Below are 18,398 nucleotides of genomic sequence, written 5' to 3'. Positions count from 1 at the left end.
CCACGAGGGCCGTTCGACGCGGCTACTTGCCGGGAAGTGACGGACGCACGGGCCTCGACGCCTCGTCCGGACCGCGACGGTCCTCGGGCCGGTGAGGGCTCACGTCGAGGAGTTCGAAGGTGAGTTGCCAGGTCGCCGGTGTCAACACCCGCTGTGTCACCTGGCCATGAGTCCGCCGGAACGCCCCGGTGCCTCCGGTGACCGCGTTGACCACCGGACCGGGTGCGGGAATCCCGGCTTGCCGGCCCTGAACGGTGATCTGGCCTTCCGGCAGCACCGCGGTCGACGCGCACTGCCCCGCGTTGCGTTCGAGGCCGGTGATGACGCAGAACCCATCGATGCTCCCGACCACGCGTTCCTCGCCTCCCTCGGTCGACGTCAGATCCCCGCCGAAGACAAATTGATCGCCCACACTGCGGCCCGCCGCCCCCAGATCGAGTTCCTCGCCGACGGACAGCCGGGCCTCCACACGGATGACGCGGCTCTTCGCCGAGGAGTCGTTGTCGGGGCGAGGTGCCGCAGCGGGAGCTGTCTGCGGAGGGACCACGTCAGCCGAAGCGGGCCCGATGAGGGTGAGCCCGGCACAACAGCCGAGACCCGCGATGGCGAGGGTGGTGAAGTGTCGGCCGGCGAAGCTCATGGTCGCCTCCGTGTTCATGGGACGGCACAGGGCCGGTCCGGTGCGGCCGGGCCTTGTCCGAAGTCGACGCAGCCGGGCGGTGGCGTGTGGGGTTGGTCGAGACAGGAGGGGCACCCGGCGGTTCCCGGGGCGGGGCGGGCGAGTGCGTACGAGAAGCCCGGCGGCGGAGGCACTGGACATCCTCGTGACGCTCACCCTGGTGGTGACGTGTCTCGTGCGAGTTCGTGCTTGACGGGCGCTCCGTCTGGCGAAAACGCTAACGGCGGCCGTGGCGGCGTGCTCAGCAAGAGCGACGGCAACAGGGCCGTTGGAGTGCATTTCTCTTGCAATACCCGGGCGAGCCGGGTGCCTGGGTGTCCATGGCTCGCGGGAGACGACCAGGGCGTCGCGATCATGGCCGGACAGGGTGAAACACGCCCTCCTGCCCCGCCCCGCACCCCCGCGACGGACCAGTCACCCAGGCCCCGAACTGGTCCCGCCGGCGAAGACGGCGTCAGGCCGTCGCCCGCCGCTGTCACTGCCGGAGAAGAACCAGCTCGGGCAACGATCTCTGACTGGAGTACCAGGAGGCGGATCTCGTTGCCCCGGGCAGGGGGACGCACAATGGAGAACAGCCGATGCCGCCGGCTCGCGCGCCCGCCCACATGGGCGATGCCTCGTCGGCCGGAAAGACCGCGCGAGTTGTGGCAGCGTGACTCGGAGATGTGATGGCGAACCGCGTGTACACCATCGGGCACTCGACCCGTGCCTTCGACGAGGTGCTGTCGATGCTGCAGGAGCACGAGATCACTCACCTGGTGGATGTCCGTTCCTTTCCGGCATCGCGTAAGTACCCGCAGTGGAATCAGGACGCGATCGTCGACGCCCTCCCCCCGTCCGTCCACTACCGGTGGATCCGGGAACTGGGAGGCAGGCGGCACACCCCCAAGGGCGTCGGAAGCGTCAACACGGCGTGGCGGGTGAAAGCCTTCCGCGACTACGCCGATCACATGATGAGCAGCGAGTTCGCGGAAGGGCTGGCCGAACTGCTCGGCCTTGCCGGGCACGGGCGGCCGGTGATCATGTGCAGTGAGGCGGTGCCGTGGCGCTGCCATCGCAGACTGATCACCGACGCGCTGATCGTCGCCGGAACGGACGTCGAGCACATCGTGTCCGCCACATCGACGAAACCGGCATCCTTGAACGAGAACGCGGTCGTCCGCGACGGCCGCCTCACCTACCCCGCACCCTGAGGCGCGTGAGATGAGTACGGACATCGTCGCGGAGGTCCGCGAGGCAGTGGCGGCCATCCCGTCAGGATGCGTCGCCTCCTACGGCGACATCGCGCAGTGGATCGGCACGAGCCCTCGGCAGGTGGGGCGGGCGATGGGCCTGCTCGACGAAGGCGTGCCCTGGTGGCGCGTGGTCCACGCCGACGGCACGCCCGCGACGTGCCACCAGGGTCAGGCGCCCCGGCTGCTGGCCGAGGAGGGGACACCGATGCGGGGGACACGAGTGGACATGCGACGCGCACGGCATCGCGGGCAGACGCCTGTCCCGCCATCGCCGTGATCACCGCCCCGTACGGGGCGCCAAGACAGTAGTGCTCAACGGCATGGCGACCGTCACAAACCTGCCGCTCCGGGGCTTGAGCGGCCACACGCCCGAACTCGGACCGGCCCACAGCCTCACTCCGCCCGGACCCGCCGATCGGATCAGGGCACCGGCCGGCCCGGGAGGTGTAGGAGAGCAAGGTCGTCGTCGCTCTCATGGGTCTGCGCGGCCCGGCGGCGGTGATGACGGCCGACTGCGGCGGCACGGTGGACACCGTTCTGCGCCGTTCGGAACAGGGCGCGTCCGTGGCAGGGGCTTGTGCGGCACGGGGTCAGGCCGTGCCGCACAAGCGGTCAGTGGCCGATGCCTGCCGGCTCGTCCCGCGGCACGGCGTCGGACGTCGTGCGCAGGACCCCGGCGCCCACGGCGGTGGTCACGCACAGCAGGGTCAGCAGGAGGAAGGTGTGGTTGAGGGCGACGACGTGGGTCAGCCAGCCGATGACGGCGGGGCCGGCGAGCATGCCGACGTAGCCGAGTCCGGCGACGCGGGAGACGTTCGCGCCGGCTGCCGCCGGGTCGGCGTGCCCGGCCGCGCTGAACAGTTGCGGGACCGTACCGGACAGACCCAGACCGAACAGCGCCCAACCGGCGAACGCGGTCCACATCCACGGGCCGAGGGCCACCAGCGTGATACCGACGGCGGCCGTGATCGCGCCATGACGCAGGACCGCCGTCGAGCCGAAGCGGGCGACAAGCCGGTCGGCCAGCAGACGGCCGACGGTCATGGCTGCCGCGAACGTGCCGTACGCGAAGGCGGCGGTGCTGGTGGACGCGCCGAGGACGTCCCGCAGGTGCAGGGCGCTCCAGTCGTTGGCCGCGCCCTCGCACAGCATGACCATCAGGGCCAGGACGGCGAGCAGCCACACACGCCCCGTCATGCTGCGCCGCGCGGCGCGGGCGGGTGATGATGCTTCCTTCGCGTCGCCGGTCTTCTCGAACTCGCCGGCTCCGACGCTCCCTCCGGCCGGCGGGGCGACGGGTGCCGCGGGCATCAGCGCGCGGACCGAGACCAGGGCGATCACGATGCTCACGCCTCCGATCGCGGCCATCGTGGCGACCGGGCCCGCCCCCGCGCTCGTCGCCCCCGCCGCCACCAGCGCGGCAAGGACCCCGCCGACGGAGAACGTGGCGTGGAAGCCGGACATGACGGGCCGGCCGTACGCCTTCTCCACATGCACGGCGTGGGCGTTCATACTCACGTCCAACGCGCCGTTGCAGGCGCCGAACACCAGCAGGGCGCCCGCCAGCGACCACGGATCCCGGGCGAGACCCGGCAACACCAGCGTGGCGCCGCACAGGACGGCGGTGGCGGGGACCACCACCCTCGCGCCGAGGCGGTCGGTCAGCGGACCGGCCACCTGCATCCCGGCGAACGCGCCGAGCCCCAGCAGCACGAGCAGGCCGCCCAGCGTCGCGTGACTGATGTCCACCCGCTCCTCGGCGGCCGGGATGTGCACCACCCAGGCGCCCATCAACGTGCCGCACAGGATGAAGTAGACGTACGTCGCCATACGGGCGCCGAGAAGCGAGCGTTCCATGCCGCACACCGTAACGAACACATGACGCGTTCGGAAGGCCGCAAACTAACAGCTTGAGTGTTCGTTTGCGGGTGGTGTTCAATTCCGGCATGAGCAACGCAGACCGGCACGCCCTGATCACGAAGGTCGTCAGAGACGCCGGCGAGGCCACGGTCCAGCAGCTCGCCGAGCTGACCGGGGCGTCGGACATGACCATCCGGCGCGACCTCGACACCCTGGCCGTCCAAGGCGTCCTCGAACGCGTCCGGGGCGGAGCACGCAGCCTGCTGCTCAGAGGCGAAGAGCCTCCGTTCGCCCTGCGCGCCCACGAGGCTGTCGACGCCAAGCGCCGGATCGCCGCCAAGGTCTCCGCCCTCATCGCCGACGGCGAGAGCGTGGTCCTCGACAGCGGCACCACCTGCCTGGAGGTCGCCCGCCTCCTGCGCGAGAGGCCCGTCACCGTGATGCCCCTGTCCCTCCAGGCCATCCAGCTGTTCGGCGCCACGCCCGGCCCCGCCACCCTCATCGTGCCCGGCGGCCGGCCCCGCGCCGCCGAAGGAGCCCTCACCGGCCCCCTCACCCTCGCCTCCCTCGCCGCTCTCCGCTTCGACACCGCCGTCATCGGCTGCTGCGGCCTCACCGCCGGCGACGGCCTGACCGCCTACGACCTCGACGACGCCGCCGTCAAGAAGGCGGGCATCGCCTCCGCCCGCCGCACCCTCGTCGCCACCGACGGCAGCAAACTCGGCCGCACCGCCTTCGCCCACGTCACCCCTGCGGCCCGCCTGGACACCCTTGTCACCGACACCACCGCACCTCCCGGCGACATCACCGCACTCGAGAACGCCGGCACCACCGTCACCACCGTCTGAACCCTCCGACCGCGCCCGGACACAAGGCGAAGCAGAGACACCGTCACTCGCTGCGCGGGCTGCCCCCCGCGCGCCGTGCGGGCCGGTTCCGGCCGGTCGGCCGGGGAGGACCACTGCAGGAGGAAACGGAGGGCGGCGCGGGAATCGGTGCCGTGTCCCGTCAGGGTGGCCATGAACTGGTCGCGGCCGGTGTCGACCGACAGGTGCCGGACGTCGACGGTGAGTTTCCCGGCGATGGGGTGATCGAGGGTCTTGACGAGCTGTCGCGGGCCGGCGACGCGGTAGTCGGCCCGCTGCTCACGCAACTCCGCGGAACGCGCGCCGAGTTCGCTCACCAGGTCGTCGAGATAACCGACGTCGCGATGCTGCCCCGCCTCCAGACGCAGTACGGCGACGCACTCGCGTGCGGCCGCCGGCCAGTCGACGACAGGTTGCGGAAGTCCTCGTGGAGGAAGATCGGGCGAATGTAGTTGCGCTCGTGCGGCGGCAGGCTGCCGAAGTCCATCAGCAGCGCGGCAGCCGCACGGTTCCACGTCAGGATGCGCATACGGCGGTGCAGGACCGTCGCCGGCACGTCGTGCATGTCGTGCATGTCGTCGAGGAGCCGGCGCAGCTGAGGCGCGACCTCGAGCTGGCCACTCGGGATTGCGGAGGGTCAGACCCGCGGAATGCGATCCGGACGGAGGAAGCGACCTGACGGAGGCGCGCGAAACGCCGCCGTGGTTCTTCCCCACTTCCCCCGAACCGGCGAACATGCCGCGATATGGACATCTTGCTCGTCGCCAGCGCGTTCAACAGCCTGTCCCAGCGTGTATTCGCGGAACTGTCCGACCGAGGGCACCGGGTGGACGTCGTTCTCGCCTCGCACGGCGCCGAGGCCGTCCGGGCCGCAGTGAGCCAGTCCCGCCCAGAACTGATCATCGCTCCGATGCTGAAAACCGCGCTGCCGGACGACGTATGGCGCGAGCACACCTGTCTCATCGTGCACCCGGGACCACCCGGCGACCGGGGCCCGTCCGCCTTGGACTGGGCGATCGCCGAGGACGCACCCCGCTGGGGCGTGACGGTCCTCCAGGCCGGGGCGGCGATGGACGCGGGCGACGTGTGGGCTGCCGCGTCCTTCACGGTGCCTCCGGTCGGCAAGAGCGACCTGTACCGCAACGAGGTCTCCGACGCCGCCGTCGCCGCCGTGCTGCTGGCCGTGCAGCGGTACGCCGACGGATCGTTCAAGCCGACCCCGCAGCGCGATCCCACGATCCGCGTGGTGTGGCGGGACTTCTTCCGCCAGGAGCGGCGCAGGATCGACTGGGAGAACGACAGCACCGAGACGGTACTGCGTTCTCTGCGCGCGGCGGACTCGCAGCCGGGGGTCCTGGACGAACTCCTCGGCCGGGAGGTGTTCCTGCACGGCGGTGCGCCCGAGGACCAACTCCGCGGACGCCCCGGGGATCTGCTCGCGACGCGGGCCGGTGCGGTCTGCCGGGCCACTCGGGACGGCGCGGTGTGGATCCTGGAACTACGCCCCCGCAAGAACTCCGGCGACCCGGCGCCGTTCCGCCGCCCGGCGGCCTCCGTGCTCGCCTCCTTCCCGGCTCCACCCGGCACCACGACGGGCTCGGAGAGAGGCCGCCCCCCGCGGTCCGGCGAGCGACCTCCCCGGCTGCCGGAGGTCACCGCCCCTCTCGAACTGCCCCCGGAACGCACGACCTGGACCGACATCCGGTACCGCCGGCGCGGCGACATCGGATATCTGGCCTTTTCGTTCCCCGGCGGGGCGATGAGCACCAGCCACTGCCGGCGGCTGCTCGCCGCCTACCGGTACGCGCTCACCCAGTCCACCCCGGTGCTGGTACTGGGCGGTCCCCGCGACTTCTTCTCCAACGGCATCCACTTGAACGTCATCGAGGCGTCGGCCGACCCCGCGGGCGAGTCCTGGGCCAACCTCAACGCCATGAACGACCTGGTCGAGGCCGTGCTGCGCACCACCGACCGCCTGGTGGTCGCGGCGCTCGGCGGCAACGCCGCGGCCGGCGGCGTCATGCTGGCCCTGGCCGCCGACGAGGTCTGGTGCCGCGACGGCGTCGTCCTCAACCCGCACTACCGGCGCATGGGCCTGTACGGCTCGGAGTACTGGACGTACTCGCTGCCGCGCCGCGTGGGCACCGAGACGGCGCAGCGGCTGACGACCGACGCGGTGCCGGTGAGCGCAGCGAGCGCCGCGCGCATCGGACTGGCGGACCGTCTGGTGCCGGCCCCGGCGCGGGAATTCCCCGCCGAGGTCGGGCGCATGGCAGCCGAACTCGCCGCCGCCCCCGGCCTCGGACGTCGGATCGCCATGAAGGCCGCGGCGCGTCGGGCCGACGAGCGGCGGCGACCGCTCGCCGAGTACCGGCGGGCCGAACTCGCCCGCATGCACGGCGTCTTCTTCGATCCGCACGCCCCGTACCACGCCCTGCGGTCGGCCTTCGTCCGGAAGTTGCCGCACGGCTCCGCACGGCCTCTGTCGACGGCCGTCGGGCAGGTCACCGGGGGCGTCCGGTGACACGGACCGGTACGCGTCTGCTGGTGGCGGGCGTCGGCAACATCTTCCTCGCCGACGACGCCTTCGGCCCTGAGGTGATCCGCGCCCTGGACCGGCGACCGCTGCCCCACGCGGTGCGCGTACGGGACTTCGGCATCCGCGGTATGGATCTGGCGTACGAACTGCTCGACGGCTACGACACGGCCGTCCTGGTCGACGCGGCCGCGCGAGGCCACCGGCCGGGCACCCTGTCGCTGATCGAGCCGGACGCCCCCGGCCCCGCCACCGGCCTCGCGCCACCCGAAGCGCACGGCATGGACCCGGCGAGGGTACTGGCCCTGGCCTCTCACCTCGGCGACGAGCCGCTCCCGCGCGTCCTCGTACTCGCCTGCGAACCCGAGGTGCGGCCCCGCGGCGACGAGGACATCCTTCCGGGCCTCAGCGCACCGGTGCGCGACGCGGTCGAGCGGGCCGTGGCGGCTCTGCACACCATGGTGCCCGTGCTGCTCGCCGACCCCGCGGCCACGCCCCCGTTGAGCCGCCCGGACGAATCCGCAGGCCTGCCCCCGGCCGGGCTCCCACTTCCCGTCGGCGACGGTGCCGAGGATCGGTAGCGGACCGGCGCCCCGGTCCCTCCCCCCTACCGACCACGAGGAGCAGCGCCTATGTGCGAGTCCATGGACGAGGTCTCTCAGGCCGTTCTGGCGAAGAACGACGGCCTGGCCGCGAGCCTGCGTGCGGAACTGGCCGGGCGCGGAGTGATGGTGGTCAACCTTCTCTCCAGCCCGGGCAGCGGCAAGACGGAACTGCTGGCACGGGTGCTGGCACGGGCGGTGGAGCGGCGCGTCCCGGTGGCAGCCCTCACCGCCGACCTGGCCACCGAGAACGACGCCCTGAGGCTCGCCCGGTCGGGGGCACCGGTGAAACAGCTGCTGACCGACGGGCTGTGCCATCTGGAGGCCCGCCGGCTCCGCACCCATGTCGAGGGCTGGCTGCCGGACCCCACCGCGCTGCTGTTCGTCGAGAACGTCGGCAACCTCGTCTGCCCCGCGGCCTACGACCTCGGCGAGAGTCTGCGGATCGTGTGCATGGCGGTGACGGAGGGTGAGGACAAACCGCTGAAGTACCCCACCGCCTTCGGCTCCGCCCATCTGGTGGTGCTCACCAAGACCGATCTGGCCGGGCCCGCCGCTTTCGACGCGACCGCATTCGACGCCCATGTGCAGCGGGTCAACCCCGGGGTGGAGGTGGTGCGGTCCTGTGCCCGCGACGGCGAGGGCGTCGACACCCTCCTGGAGCGGGTGCTCGCCGCGCGCGACGGAGGGCCCGTCCACCGGCCTCCCCTGGCACCCCATCCACACGGCCACAGCCATGGGCCCGCGGGAGAGGGCGCCGAGGGCTCAGCCGGCCTCCTGGCCGGCCACCGCGTCCCGTGACCGCGCCCACCACGCGGGCGGTGCGCCGCCGTGTCACCGTGCGCGGCACGGTGCAGGGCGTCGGATTCCGCCCGTACGTGCACCGTCTGGCCACCGACCTGGTACTGGCGGGGTTCGTCAGCAACACGGCGAGCGGTGTGCTCATCGAGGTGGAGGGACCGCCTGACGGTGTCGCTCGCTTCTGCGAGCGGCTGTGCGCCGAACCGCCGCCGCTGGCCGCCGTCACCGGCGTCGGGATCGAGGACCTGCCCGCCACCGGCGCCGACGACACCTTCCGGATCCGTTCCACCGAGCGGTCCGCGGGCCGCACCCTGCTTCCGCCCGACACGGCGACCTGCGCCGACTGCCTGCGGGAGCTGACCGACCCGGCCGACCGCCGCCACCGGCACCCGTTCGTCACCTGCACCCACTGCGGGCCCCGTTTCACCATCGCCACGGGCATGCCGTACGACCGGGCGGTCACGACGATGACCGGCTTCCCGATGTGTCCGGCCTGTGCCCGGGAGTACGGCGACGTCGGCGACCGCCGTTTCCACGCCCAGCCCTTGGCCTGCCCCGACTGCGGTCCCCGGCTGTACCTGGTGGGCGGTCCCGGCGGCGCGATCCGGCCCGCGCGGGGCACGGACGCCCTGGCGTCGGCACGGGCTCTGCTGGCCGCCGGGCGGATCGTCGCCGTCAAGGGCCTGGGCGGCTACCACCTGGCGTGCGACGCCACCGACGTCCAGGCTGTCGACGCGCTGCGCACCCGAAAGGCGCGTGGCGCCAAACCGTTCGCGGTGATGTGCGCCGATCTCGACGCCGTACGGCGGATCGCCACGCTCTCCGCGGCCGAGCGGGCCGCCCTCGTCAGCCCCCGGCGTCCCATCGTCCTGCTGCGCCGGCGCGTGCGGCAGGAGGTTCTCGCGCCCGGGGTCAGCCCCGGCAGCCCGTACCTCGGTGTCATGCTGCCCTACACCCCCGTGCACACCCTGCTGTTCGGTCTGCCCGGCGATCCCCCAGGTCCGCGCGTGATGGTCATGACGAGCGGCAACCGCTCGGGGGAACCGATCGTCACGGACGACGACGAGGCACTGACCCGGCTGTCCGGGCTGGCCGACGCCTGGCTCGCCCATGACCGGCCCATCGCCTCCCCGTGCGACGACTCCCTGCTGCGCGTGCGCCGTGACGGTACCGAACAGGTGCTGCGCCGGTCCCGGGGGTACGTGCCCCGTCCGCTGCGCCTGCCGGTGACGGTGCCGCCCACGGTGGCCGTGGGCGGCGACCTGAAGAACGCGCTGTGCGTCGGCGAGCACGACCAGGCCTGGTTCGGTCCGCACATCGGTGACATGGGTGACCTGACCACGCTGGAGGCAGCCCGGCGGGCGGAGTCGCACCTGCGGCGTCTGACCGGCGTCAGCCCCGAACTCGTCGCCGCCGACCGGCACCCGGGATACCACTCGGTCCAGTGGGCCCGCCGGCGAGCCGCACGCCTGCCCCGGCGCACACCCGTGTATATCCAGCATCACCACGCGCACATCGCCTCGGCCATGGCCGAGCACGGCCTCGACGGCACCACGCCCGTGATCGGCGTCGCGTTCGACGGCACCGGGTACGGCGACGACGGCACCGTGTGGGGCGGCGAGATCCTGCTCGCCGACTACGCGGGCTACCGACGCTTCGCTCATCTGACCCCGGCCCCGCTCCCCGGCGGAGACGCCGGTGTGGCCAACCCGTGCCGTCTGGCGCTGGCCCGGCTGTGGGCCGCCGGTGTGGGATGGGACGCGGACCTGCCGTGCGTCGCCGCCTGCACGGGTGACGAACTGACGCTCCTGGAGCGGCAGTTGTCCCGGGGCGTCGCCTGCGTGCCGACCTCCGGCATGGGCCGGCTCTTCGACGCGGTGTCGTCCCTCGTGGGCCTGTGCCACCGCGCGGGATACGAGGCCCAGGCCGCTGTCGAACTGGAGGCCGCGGCCGGCTCGGCCTGGCACGCGGACTCCTCGGCGTACGCCTTCGGCATCACGGCGGGCGGATTCGACCCGGCACCGGTCCTCAGGGGGCTGGTCGCCGATCTGCGGCGGGGCACCGAGGTCCCCGTGCTCGCCGCGCGCTTCCACCGAGGTGTGGCGCGGGCCGTCGCGGAGCTGTGCCGGCGCGCGCGCCGGGCCACCGGACTGTCCACCGTCACCCTCAGCGGCGGCGTCTTCGCCAACGCGCTGCTGGAGGACGAGTGCACGGCCCTGCTGACCGACATGGGCTTCGCGGTCCTGCGCCACGGCGAAGTCCCCCCGAACGACGGCGGTCTGGCCCTGGGCCAGCTGGTGGTCGCGGCGCACGAACAACAGGAGGAGTGACCATGTGTCTGGCAGTGCCCGGCAAGGTCGTGGCCATCGACGACAGCACCGATCCGCTCACCGGGCTGGTCGACTTCGGCGGTGTGCAGAAACAGGCGTGTCTGGAGTACGTGCGCGACGTGCGAGTGGGTGAGTACGTCATCGTGCACGTCGGGTTCGCGCTCCAGCGCCTGGACGAGGAATCGGCTCTGGCCTCCCTGCGGCTCTTCGAGGAGCTGGGGCTGCTGGAGGAGGAGTTCGGCGACGCCTGGGAGCAGGCGGCGAAGGAGGCGGGAGCCCAGTGAGGTACCTCGACGAGTTCAACGACCCGGATCTGGCCCGGCGCCTGCTGGACGAGATCCGTGCCACCGCCACCCGGCCGTGGGCCCTGATGGAGGTGTGCGGAGGGCAGACCCACTCGATCATCCGGCACGGCATCGATCAACTCCTCCCTGAGCAGGTGGAGTTGATTCACGGCCCCGGCTGCCCCGTGTGTGTCACACCGCTGGAGGTCATCGACAGGGCACTGGAGATCGCCTCGCGCCCCGGCGTGATCTTCTGCTCGTTCGGGGACATGCTGCGGGTGCCGGGCAGTGACCGCGACCTGTTCCGGGTCAAGGGCGAGGGCGGCGACGTACGCGTGGTCTACTCGCCGCTCGACGCCCTGGAACTGGCGCGCCGCAACCCGGACCGGGAGGTGGTCTTCTTCGCCATCGGTTTCGAGACCACGGCCCCCGCCAACGCGATGGCCGTGCACCAGGCCCGCCGCCTCGGCCTGACCAACTTCAGCCTCCTGGTGTCGCACGTACGGGTGCCTCCCGCCATCGAGGCCATCATGACGGCCCCCGCCTGCCGGGTGCAGGGCTTCCTCGCCGCCGGGCACGTGTGCAGCGTGATGGGCACGGCCGAGTACCCGCTGCTCGCCGAGCGGTTCCGCGTCCCGGTGGTGGTGACCGGCTTCGAACCCCTGGACGTCCTCGACGGCATCCGCCTCGCCGTCCGTCAACTGGAGCGCGGCGAGCACCGGGTGGAGAACGCGTACGCGCGCGCCGTGCGCGAGGACGGCAACCCCGCCGCCCTCCGCATGATCGAGGAGGTCTTCGAGGTCACCGACCGGAACTGGCGCGGCATCGGCCCCATCCCCGCCAGCGGCTGGCGGCTGACCGACGCCTTCCGGGCGTACGACGCCGAGCACCGCTTCGACGTCGCCGGAATCCGTACCGAGGAGCCGGCCGAGTGCCGCAGCGGCGACGTGCTCCAGGGCTTGATCAAACCCACCGAGTGCGCCGCGTTCGGCACCACCTGCACTCCGCGCACGCCGCTCGGCGCCACCATGGTCTCCAGCGAGGGCGCCTGCGCGGCCTACTACCTGTACCGCCGGATGAACGCCCCGACACCGCAGGCCGAGAGGGCCGAGCGGGAGGAGATGAACCCCGTTGCCTGAACAACTCGCCGACACGGTCGACCCGGTGAACTGGACCTGTCCCGCTCCCCTGCGCGATCAGCCGGTCGTGGTGATGGGGCACGGCGGCGGAGGGGCGCTGTCGGCGGAGCTGATGGAGCAGGTCTTCGTCCCCGCCTACGGCAACGCCGTCCTCACCGGGCTCGCCGACTCCGCCGTCCTCGAACTGGGCGGCGCGCGGCTGGCCTTCTCCACCGACTCCTACGTGGTCAGGCCGCTGTTCTTCCCCGGCGGCAGCCTGGGTGACCTGGCGGTCAACGGCACCGTCAACGACCTGGCGATGAGCGGTGCCACGCCGGCTTATCTCTCCGCCGCCTTCGTCCTGGAAGAGGGCGTGGAACTGACGGTCGTCGATCGGATCGCGCGCGCCATGGGCGCGGCGGCCGAGGCCGCCCGGGTGACCATCGCCACGGGTGACACCAAGGTGGTGGAGTCCGGGCACGGCGACGGTGTGTACGTCACCACCGCCGGCGTGGGGCTCGTCCCCGACGGGGTGGACATCCGGCCCCAGCGGGCGCGGCCCGGTGACGCCGTCATCGTCAGCGGTCCGATCGGCCTCCACGGGGTGGCCATCATGAGTGTCCGCGAAGGGCTCGAGTTCGGCGTCGAGGTCGCCAGTGACACGGCGCCGCTCGCGGACCTGGTGTCGGCCGTGCTCGCCGTGACCCCGGACATCCATGTGCTGCGCGACCCCACCAGGGGCGGGCTCGCCGCGTCCCTGAACGAGATCGCCCGCGCTTCCGGAACAGGTGTGAGGCTGCGCGAGCGGGCCATCCCGGTGCCGGACGCGGTGGCGAACGCGTGCGGCTTCCTGGGGCTCGATCCCCTCTACGTCGCCAACGAGGGGCGGCTGGTCGCCTTCGTGCCCCCGGCAGCGGCGGAGGAGGTCCTCGCAGCGATGCGCGCCCACCCGCAGGGCGGTGGGGCGGCACTGATCGGCGAGTGCGTCGCCGAGCACCCCGGGATGGTGGTGGTCTCCACCGGCCTCGGCGGCACGCGGGTGGTGGATCTTCCGCTGGGCGAGCAGTTGCCGCGTATCTGCTGAGCCGGGCGCGCCGAGACTAGTGGGTCCCGCCGACGGGTCGGCGGGACCCACTCGCGCTAGGTGGGGACCGGTGACGGATCGATCCCCGTGATCTGGAGTTCCCGGCCGCTGCGCAGCTCGGTGGAGGGCTGGTCGCAGCGCGGGCACCAGAAGAACGGCGGCATGCCCACCGGGAACTCCTCGGCGCACGGGCCGCACCATGCCTGGGCGGGGACCTGCTCGACCACCAGCCTCGCGTCGGCGAGGGCGGTGCCGTCACGGGCCACCTCGAAGGCGAAATCGAGGGCGTCGGGGACCACGCCCGCCAGCTCACCGACCCGGACGGTCACCGCCGCGACGGCGTCCGTCCCGTTCGCCCGGGCGAGTGCGCCGGCCCGCTCGATGATCGCGGTCGCGATCGACAGTTCGTGCACGGCCGGCTCACGGGTACCGGTGGCCGGCGCGGAAACCGCCGGCCATCCGCCAGATCCGCGCCTCCCGCCTCAGGCCGGGGATCTCCCACACGAGCAGCGCCAGCAGGAGACCACCCGCCACGACGGCCTCGGCTTTCAGCACCCACTGTCCTGTCGTGCCGGCTCCCCTGCCCGCGGCAGCCGGCCTTCGTGCTCGTCGGACATTCATCTTCGGCGACTCCTTGCTGTTCCTCGTCCCGCTCATCCCGGCGAGATGTTCGGCATCGTGTCCGCGAGGGCGTCATGCCGCTTCCAGCGGATCCCGGTGGAGCGCCGCGCGTCGGCGGTGCCGTCCTCGTGGTGACCCGTCTGGTCCTCGTAGCGTCCCTTGTTGCCCTGGTGCATACCGGCGACATGCCGGGGCGTGTCGGGCTTCGCCTGGGGCCTGCCCACTCTGATGCTGCCCATGGGGGATCTCCTTTCTCGCCTCCGACCTGGGGAGTACGACTCATGACCGTTCGGTGAGGTCCTCGAAGAACCGTTCGACGGCCGGCCAGACCCGGCCGCCTCCGGAGAGGCCCCGCCATTCCCGGCGTACGGCCGCGACCATCCGGTAGCAGTCGTCGATCGGCACGATCCAGTGATGTTCGAGGCCGTGCACGGTGTTCACCAGCAGTGCCTCCACCTCGGGTTCCACGCCGGCGAGCGGCGGACACGTCCCGGCCAGCCGCCGCCATGCGGCCGCGTCCACCTCCCATCGCATGGCCCCGGCCGGACTCGGGCCCTCGGCCGTGACCGTGCCGTCGTCCCGGGGCACGAAGAAGACCAGGCCGACGGGGACGCCCAGAACGTCCGTGTCGACCCGGGGAAGCCGGACTCGGCGCCGGGGTACGAGCCGGTGGCGGCCGTCGCCGGCCCCGCCCTGTGCGAACAGCACCGAGCAGGGACGGCAGACGCAGCGCACCTCCTGCTGCCCGGTGTCGTACAGGTGGGCGTGTTCGTCGGGCACCGGCGCGGCGCACAGGTCGCACGACTCCGACTCGGCCGCCGCCGTACGGTCGGCCGAGGCTCGGACGAGGCGCGCCAGCGCTCCGCCCTTCATCACCGGGCGCCTCGGTGCGTCAGCGTGGCCAGCGGCACGAACGCCAAAGCCGCCTGCCGGCCGGAGGGGTCAGGCAGCGATTCCACCGCCGTGAGTTCGGGAGCGGCGGCCAGCACCGCCTCCTGGACCGCGTCGGAGACCTCCGCCGTACCGCCGCCGCAGCCGGAACCGCACCCGCCGCCCGCCTTCAGGCGCACCCGGCCCACCTGCCCCTCCACCCCGGCCCACTCGACGTCGCCGCCGAGTTCGCGCACGGCGGGCCGCAGCCGTTCGACCGCGCGGGCCGCCCGGCGCTCGGGCGGCTCGGGGTGGATGTCGTGCAGCACCAGCAGGTGCCCCAGCAGCTCGTCGTCGGCCAGGCTCTCGGCCAGCCGGCCGTCCGCCTGGTCCAGGATCCGGGCCAGCGCCTCGCCGTAGACCTCGGTCAGGAGCACGACCGCCTCGGTGGCGGAGCGCGTGGTGGGGCCGGGGGTGGACTGGAGCCCTTCCAGCAGGTCGTCGAGCCGGGCCAGCCGGGCCTCCACGTCCGGGTCCGCCAGTCGCACGATGCCCGCCTCAGCCATGGTTCGCCCCGTACGTCGGCGAGTGCAGAGTGGTCAGCGTCTTGCCCTTGCCGACGTACATGTGCACGCCGCACGGCAGGCAGGGATCGAAGCTGCGGACCGTGCGCATGATGTCGACGCCCTTGAAGTCGTCGGGCCCGTTCTCCTCGAAGATGGGCTGGCCCTGGACGGCGTCCTCGTACGGGCCGGGGGTGCCGTACATGTCGCGGGGGCTGGCGTTCCAGGGGGTGGGCGGGTACGGGTGGTAGTTGGCGATCTTCTTGTCCTTGATCACCAGGTGGTGGGAGAGGACGCCGCGTACGGCTTCGTGGAAGCCGCAGCCGATCGCCTCGTCGGGCACCTCGTAGTTCTGGAACACCTTGGTCTCGCCGGCCCGGACCAGTCCCATGGCCTCTTCCAGGAACTGCAGGGCCATGGCTGCCGCGTAGGCGATGAAGTACGGCCGGGCGCGGTCGCGTTCGATGGTGTTGCTCCACTGCGGGATGTGCCACTCCAGGGTCGTCTCCGGCAGCGACTCGCCCTTGGGCAGTGAGATGCGCACGCTGTGACCGGTGGCCTTGACGTACGGGGTGTCGACCAGGCCGTTCAGGGCGGTCGACCAGAGCCGGGCGAGCGGGCCGCCGCCGGTGTCGAGAGCGAGGTGCTGATCCGTTCGCTTGTCGTACCAGCGCGGACTCATCACCCAGCTGTACTTCTCGTCGAAGTCGCGCTTCTGCGGCACCGGGACGGTCGTCTGGTTCCATGGGTGGCGCATGTCGACGGGGTTGCCGAGCGGGTCGTGGGTGACGAAGGGCTGTTCGTTGACCCAGTCCTCGTAGTACGAGCTGCCGAGCAGGATCCGCAGGCCGAGGTTGATGTCGACGAGGTTGTTGGTGACCAGCTCACCGTCGACGATGATGCCCGGGGTGACGTACATCTGCTTGCCCCAGGTGTTCATCGTCTCGTACCGGTAGTCGACGGTCGTGGGGTCCTGGAAAGCGCCCCAGCAGCCCAGCAGGATGCGGCGGCGGCCGACCTCCTCGTAGCCGGGCAGCGCCTCGTAGAAGAAGTCGAAGACGTCGTCGTTCATGGCGACGGCCTTCTTCACGAAGTCGATGACCCGCATGAGCCGGCTGAGGTAGTCGGTGAAGGTGGTCGGCTGCGGCATCGTGCCGACGCCGCCGGGGTACAGGGTGGACGGGTGGACGTGCCGCCCCTCCATCAGGCAGAACATCTCGCGGGTGACCCGGCTGACCTTCAGGGCCTCCTTGTAGACCTCACCCTCGAAGGGGTTGAACGCCCGCATGATGTCGGCGATCGTCCGGTAGCCGTGGATGTCCCCGTGGGGCGCCTCGGTGCGTTCGGCGCGGGCCAGCACACCGGGGTTGGTGGCCTTGACCATCGCCTCGCAGAAGTCCACGAACACCAGGTTGTCCTGGAAGATCGTGTGGTCGAACATGTACTCGGCCGCTTCGCCGAGGTTGACGATGTAGTCGGCCAGCGGGGGAGGCTTGACGCCGTAGGCCATCTGCTGGGCGTAGTCGGAGCAGGTGGTGTGGTTGTCACCGCAGATACCGCAGATCCGGGATGTGATGAAGCCCGCGTCGCGCGGGTCCTTGCCCTTCATGAACACCGAGTAGCCGCGGAACAGCGACGAGGTGCTGTGGCATTCCACGACTTCCCGGTTGGCGAAGTCGATCTTCGTGTAGATGCCCAGGTTTCCGATGATCCGGGTGATCGGATCCCAGGACATGTCCACCAGCTCCGGCGGCTTGCGCTCCGTGGGCCGGGCCTCGGTTGCGGTCATCTGCGGTACTGCCCCTCGCTGTCGGTGTTCCATGGGTGGGTGTGGGTGATTCGTGCGGCGTGTGGCATCAGGGCCGCCAGCGCGGGTCGTAGCCGCTGGTGAGTTTCCGCTTGTTGTGGCGCCACTTGGGCTCGTGGTTGACCAGTTCGTTCGTCAGGCCCCGCAGTCGGCGGACCACCGCCCCGTACGGCTTGATGGCCAGCGAGGACAGCGTGCCGCCGGGAGGCTCGTCCATGAACGGCATGAACGCGTCGGGGAAGCCGGGCATCGTGCACCCGATGCAGATACCGCCGACGTTCGGGCAGCCGCCGATGCCGGCCATCCAACCGCGCTTGGGCACGTTGCAGTTGACGACAGGCCCCCAACAACCCGTTTTGACGAGGCACTTGGGTGAGTTGTAGTCCTTGGCGAAGCTGGCCTGCTCGTAGTACGAGCCGCGGTCGCAGCCCTCGTGCACCGTCTTCCCGAACAGCCACTGCGGGCGCAGCATGTGGTCCAGCGGTGGCGGGGGCGCGGAGCCGGCCGCGTGGTAGAGGACCCAGATCAGGGTCTCCATGAAGTTCTCGGGCTGGATCGGGCAGCCGGGAACGTTGACGACCGGCAGCCCGCCCTGGGAGGTGAAGTCCCAGCCCAGGTAGTCGGCGAGGCCCATGCAGCCGGTCGGGTTGCCGGCCATGGCATGGATGCCGCCGAAGGTGGCGCAGGTGCCGGCGGCCACGACTGCCCAGGCCTTGGGGGCCAGCTGGTCGATCCACCAGTTCAGTGTCTGCGGCTCACCGGTCTCCGGGTCGTTCCCGAAGGACGTCCAGTAGCCGTCGCCCTCGATGATGTTCTGGTTGGGAATCGATCCCTCGATGACGAGGATGAACGGAGTGGTCAGGTCGCCGCGCACCGCCGCCCGGTAGGGAGCGAGGAAGTCCTCCCCGCCCAGGCTCGGGGAGAGCACCTTGTTGACGAGGTTCACCTTGGGCAGGCCCGGGATCAGACCGAGCACCAGGTCCTCGATGGAGGGCTGGCCGGCGGCGGTGAGGGAGACGGTGTCGCCGTCGCAGCTCATGCCCTCGGAGATCCAGAGGATGTGGATCTCGTCGATACCTCGCCGGTCCTCCGCGCGACTGGGTTCCTTGCTGACTTCTGCGGTACTGCTGTCGGTTGTCATG

19 protein-coding genes and 1 pseudogene are annotated in these 18,398 nt (G+C 71.5%); 10 read left to right on the top strand and 10 right to left on the bottom strand.

Features of this window, described 5'->3' with window-relative positions:
* Nucleotides 1–22: 22 nt before the first annotated feature.
* A complete protein-coding gene (locus AY578_RS32830) occupies nucleotides 23–640 on the bottom strand; it encodes a dirigent protein (protein WP_026243686.1) in 618 nt (205 codons plus the stop codon).
* Nucleotides 641–1,347: 707 nt separating this feature from the next.
* Here AY578_RS32830 and AY578_RS32825 point away from each other — a divergent pair.
* Together AY578_RS32825 and AY578_RS32820 are read left to right on the top strand one after the other, a co-directional pair.
* On the top strand, nucleotides 1,348–1,872 hold the full coding sequence (locus AY578_RS32825; protein ID WP_136239353.1) for a DUF488 domain-containing protein: 525 nt from the start codon (nucleotides 1,348–1,350) through the stop codon (nucleotides 1,870–1,872).
* A 10-nt stretch (nucleotides 1,873–1,882) separates the two neighbouring features.
* Nucleotides 1,883–2,191: an MGMT family protein gene (locus AY578_RS32820; RefSeq protein WP_136239352.1), complete on the top strand. Its 309-nt coding sequence runs from the start codon at nucleotides 1,883–1,885 to the stop codon at nucleotides 2,189–2,191.
* A gap of 335 nt (nucleotides 2,192–2,526) precedes the next feature.
* On the opposite strand, the gene AY578_RS32815 is transcribed toward AY578_RS32820, so the two are convergent.
* Nucleotides 2,527–3,744: an MFS transporter gene (locus AY578_RS32815; RefSeq protein ID WP_020700076.1), complete on the bottom strand. Its 1,218-nt coding sequence runs from the start codon at nucleotides 3,742–3,744 to the stop codon at nucleotides 2,527–2,529.
* Between the two features lie 116 nt (nucleotides 3,745–3,860).
* Between AY578_RS32815 and AY578_RS32810 the strand changes: the two genes are divergently transcribed.
* On the top strand, nucleotides 3,861–4,622 hold the full coding sequence (locus AY578_RS32810; RefSeq protein WP_026243685.1) for a DeoR/GlpR family DNA-binding transcription regulator: 762 nt from the start codon (nucleotides 3,861–3,863) through the stop codon (nucleotides 4,620–4,622).
* Between the two features lie 179 nt (nucleotides 4,623–4,801).
* On the opposite strand, the pseudogene AY578_RS34210 reads toward AY578_RS32810, so the two are convergent.
* A pseudogene (locus AY578_RS34210) lies at nucleotides 4,802–5,205 on the bottom strand (MmyB family transcriptional regulator); the annotation flags it as partial.
* A gap of 180 nt (nucleotides 5,206–5,385) precedes the next feature.
* On the opposite strand from AY578_RS34210, the gene AY578_RS32800 reads away from it, so the two are divergent.
* From AY578_RS32800 to hypE, 7 genes are read left to right on the top strand one after another with little or no spacing between them, the layout of a single operon-like run.
* Nucleotides 5,386–7,164 (top strand): hydrogenase maturation protein, encoded by a 1,779-nt coding sequence (locus tag AY578_RS32800; protein ID WP_136239350.1) that lies wholly within the window; start codon nucleotides 5,386–5,388, stop codon nucleotides 7,162–7,164.
* A complete protein-coding gene (locus AY578_RS32795) occupies nucleotides 7,161–7,757 on the top strand; it encodes a hydrogenase maturation protease (RefSeq protein ID WP_258906864.1) in 597 nt (198 codons plus the stop codon). Before AY578_RS32800 ends, AY578_RS32795 begins: the two co-directional genes overlap by 4 nt.
* 51 nt (nucleotides 7,758–7,808) lie before the next feature.
* A complete protein-coding gene (gene hypB, locus AY578_RS32790) occupies nucleotides 7,809–8,579 on the top strand; it encodes a hydrogenase nickel incorporation protein HypB (RefSeq protein WP_028960470.1) in 771 nt (256 codons plus the stop codon).
* A complete protein-coding gene (gene hypF, locus AY578_RS32785) occupies nucleotides 8,576–10,909 on the top strand; it encodes a carbamoyltransferase HypF (protein WP_028960469.1) in 2,334 nt (777 codons plus the stop codon). The genes hypB and hypF overlap by 4 nt, the downstream gene beginning before the upstream one ends.
* A 2-nt stretch (nucleotides 10,910–10,911) precedes the next feature.
* A complete protein-coding gene (locus tag AY578_RS32780) occupies nucleotides 10,912–11,193 on the top strand; it encodes a HypC/HybG/HupF family hydrogenase formation chaperone (protein WP_026243684.1) in 282 nt (93 codons plus the stop codon).
* Nucleotides 11,190–12,332 carry a hydrogenase formation protein HypD gene (gene hypD / locus AY578_RS32775; RefSeq protein WP_028960468.1) on the top strand — a complete coding sequence of 381 codons (1,143 nt, stop codon included), beginning with the start codon at nucleotides 11,190–11,192 and terminating at the stop codon, nucleotides 12,330–12,332. The genes AY578_RS32780 and hypD overlap by 4 nt, the downstream gene beginning before the upstream one ends.
* On the top strand, nucleotides 12,325–13,395 hold the full coding sequence (gene hypE / locus AY578_RS32770; RefSeq protein ID WP_028960467.1) for a hydrogenase expression/formation protein HypE: 1,071 nt from the start codon (nucleotides 12,325–12,327) through the stop codon (nucleotides 13,393–13,395). The genes hypD and hypE overlap by 8 nt, the downstream gene beginning before the upstream one ends.
* Before the next feature lie 56 nt (nucleotides 13,396–13,451).
* On the opposite strand, the gene hypA is transcribed toward hypE, so the two are convergent.
* The 7 genes from hypA to AY578_RS32735 form a co-directional block, all read right to left on the bottom strand.
* On the bottom strand, nucleotides 13,452–13,808 hold the full coding sequence (gene hypA, locus AY578_RS32765) for a hydrogenase maturation nickel metallochaperone HypA (RefSeq protein ID WP_019523869.1): 357 nt from the start codon (nucleotides 13,806–13,808) through the stop codon (nucleotides 13,452–13,454).
* Between the two features lie 7 nt (nucleotides 13,809–13,815).
* Nucleotides 13,816–13,950: a hypothetical protein gene (locus AY578_RS32760; protein ID WP_019523868.1), complete on the bottom strand. Its 135-nt coding sequence runs from the start codon at nucleotides 13,948–13,950 to the stop codon at nucleotides 13,816–13,818.
* Nucleotides 13,951–14,048: 98 nt separating this feature from the next.
* Complete coding sequence (locus AY578_RS32755; RefSeq protein ID WP_019523867.1) at nucleotides 14,049–14,255, bottom strand: hypothetical protein; 207 nt, start codon at nucleotides 14,253–14,255, stop codon at nucleotides 14,049–14,051.
* Between the two features lie 40 nt (nucleotides 14,256–14,295).
* Entirely contained in the window at nucleotides 14,296–14,889 is a 594-nt protein-coding gene (locus AY578_RS32750; protein ID WP_028960466.1) for a DUF5947 family protein, read from the bottom strand.
* A complete protein-coding gene (locus AY578_RS32745) occupies nucleotides 14,889–15,452 on the bottom strand; it encodes a NifU-related iron-sulfur-binding protein (protein ID WP_136239349.1) in 564 nt (187 codons plus the stop codon). Before AY578_RS32745 ends, AY578_RS32750 begins: the two co-directional genes overlap by 1 nt.
* Nucleotides 15,445–17,238: a nickel-dependent hydrogenase large subunit gene (locus AY578_RS32740; protein ID WP_136239348.1), complete on the bottom strand. Its 1,794-nt coding sequence runs from the start codon at nucleotides 17,236–17,238 to the stop codon at nucleotides 15,445–15,447. The genes AY578_RS32745 and AY578_RS32740 overlap by 8 nt, the downstream gene beginning before the upstream one ends.
* A gap of 67 nt (nucleotides 17,239–17,305) precedes the next feature.
* Complete coding sequence (locus AY578_RS32735) at nucleotides 17,306–18,397, bottom strand: NADH-quinone oxidoreductase subunit B family protein (RefSeq protein WP_028960465.1); 1,092 nt, start codon at nucleotides 18,395–18,397, stop codon at nucleotides 17,306–17,308.
* Between the last annotated feature and the right edge of the window lies 1 nt (nucleotide 18,398).

Source organism: Streptomyces thermocarboxydus, from assembly GCF_024760485.1.
Classification (GTDB): Bacteria; Actinomycetota; Actinomycetes; order Streptomycetales; family Streptomycetaceae; genus Streptomyces; species Streptomyces cellulosae.
Note: the sequence above shows the minus strand (reverse complement) of the source record. Positions and strands in the feature narration are given on the sequence as shown.